2 pseudogenes are annotated in these 2,098 nt (G+C 37.0%); both read left to right on the top strand.

Going from position 1 to position 2,098, the window contains the following annotated elements:
• Nucleotides 1–1,082: pseudogene (locus tag ACUU1M_RS19895) on the top strand (hypothetical protein); the annotation flags it as partial.
• 52 nt (nucleotides 1,083–1,134) lie between these two features.
• Nucleotides 1,135–2,098, top strand: a pseudogene (locus tag ACUU1M_RS19890) (tetratricopeptide repeat protein); the annotation flags it as partial.

The following is a 2,098-nucleotide window of genomic DNA, read 5'->3' as shown; positions in this document are numbered from 1 at the left end:
TTATAGTGAAGAGGGTAAGTTACTGTCTAAATCCGTCTATAAAGACGGAAAACAAATTTCTGTTCAAACCTGGTATGAAAATGGGCAGAAAGAAGAGGAGAAACATTTTGATGAGCAAGGCCAATTAAATGGTCTGGTTAAGCAATGGTATAAAAATGGTAATCTTGCAAAATCACAAAACTATAAACATGACATACTCGATGGTAACAGTGAAGAGTGGTACGAAAATGGCATCCCTGAAAGTTTGTACCCTTATAAGAATGGAAAAACCGACGGCATTGCCAAATCATGGAATAAGTATGGTAAATTAACCTATTCAATCGAATACAAAAATGGCGTAGAGAATGGGGCATATCGTAACTGGAGCAAAAACACAGGTAAACTAACCAAAGAAACCCTGTACGTCAATGGTATCAGACAGGGAGTGGAAAAAGAGTTTAACGATCGCACAGGTAAACTATTAACCTCCACGCAATATGTTAATAATAAAAGACATGGTACGGAGGAAACTTATGATCAAAACGGAATAAAATATATTACATGCTATCAAAATGATCAGAAATTATCGTCTTTAGACAATCCAACACAAATAAAAGATAATGCAACAACAGGCGATTCCAGTGCTCAATTTGCATTAGGGAAATACGAATTCATCTGTGCAAATATAGATGAAGGGATTAAATGGTTAACCAAATCTGCAGAGCAAAAAAACACTGATGCGATATACTTTTTAGCTACAGCCTACAAAGGCAATGGTATACCTGCAAACAATGAAAAAATACCTAGCATATCTGCAACAAGCTGCAACACTGGGCAGTAGTAATGCCCAGGCGGAAATTGGCTATTTATATCTCATCGGAAAAGAACTACCACAGAATCTTCCTGATGCTGGTGTCTGGTTCAAAAAAGCAGCTGCACAAGGTAATTTTGCCGCACATTTCTATCTGGGAAGGATGTATCAGAATGGTGACGGCGTTGAGAGAAATATGGAAAAAGCCAGGTTTCATCTATCTAATGCGGCAGAAGGTGGAATAGAACCTGCGCTTAAAGCATTAAATGAACTTGAACATCAAACAAAATAAAGCGCTCAGGGACCACGTAAGGTTCATCAAACAGAAAAGGATATAGTTTGCGATGAAAGCGAAATCTACTTTGTTATTAATGATTTTATCTGTTTTTTATTCTCATCAGGTTTTATCCAGCGAACCCACTCAGCCGGATGTTTATTCTGTCGTCGAGAAAAAACTAAACTCTGCTTTACCTCTGGAAGAAAATACCACCTTCAGATCGCAGGCTGAATGGTTTAATTTGCAATATGAATTATTAGTATCTGGCTACCCTGAACGTGCTTACAATTTACTGAGCAAACTTGAGACAGAATCGAAAAACGCTAAATATTATCTGGATTTAACTGCCTCCAGAGTCGCTGAAGAAGAAGCACCAGAGACAGCCTTAATTTTTTATCAAAAATTGGGTTAAATAAACCGGCTACTCTTACATCCTTTGAGAGCTATATCAATAGCTGGATAAAAAGCAAACAACCCGAAAAGGCTATGCAGCTTCTCAGCCTCGATGAGAATGCCCTGAATTATTATTTACCGACTGTGTTAGTCGCATATCAGATCGTTCCTGATAAGGCAATAAGTATTTATAATTCTGTATATGGAGATAATGTTGTTATACCCTATCAGCAAGTCACCATGTTACTTACAGTTGCGGAGGGTTATCAAACAAAAGGCGATATAAAAAACGCCATTCATTATGCCGATAAGGCGCTGAATATGTTTGATAAAGCTATTGCTGTAGATAGCAGTCGTGAATCCCATTATAGTGATGAGTATTTGAAACTCATGAATATCTACGCCGCCAATGGCAACAAAGAAAAAGCGGTGGTTTTATCTCAACGTCTACACAAAGCCATTACCGAATCTCAATCGAATTACTTAAGTACTCTGGAAGGAATTTTATTGTTTTATAGAAATAATGATATGCAGCAAGACTATCAAAACAGCCTTTCAAATTACATAGTATTTATCGATAAAATTTTTGCCTTTTCCCCATCAACAAGAAGTGAATTAAGCCTCATTAATTTATTAAA

This window comes from Shigella sp. SIG6, from assembly GCF_053555815.1.
The sequence above is the reverse complement of the archived record's forward strand: the minus strand, read 5'-3'. Positions and strand labels throughout refer to the sequence as shown.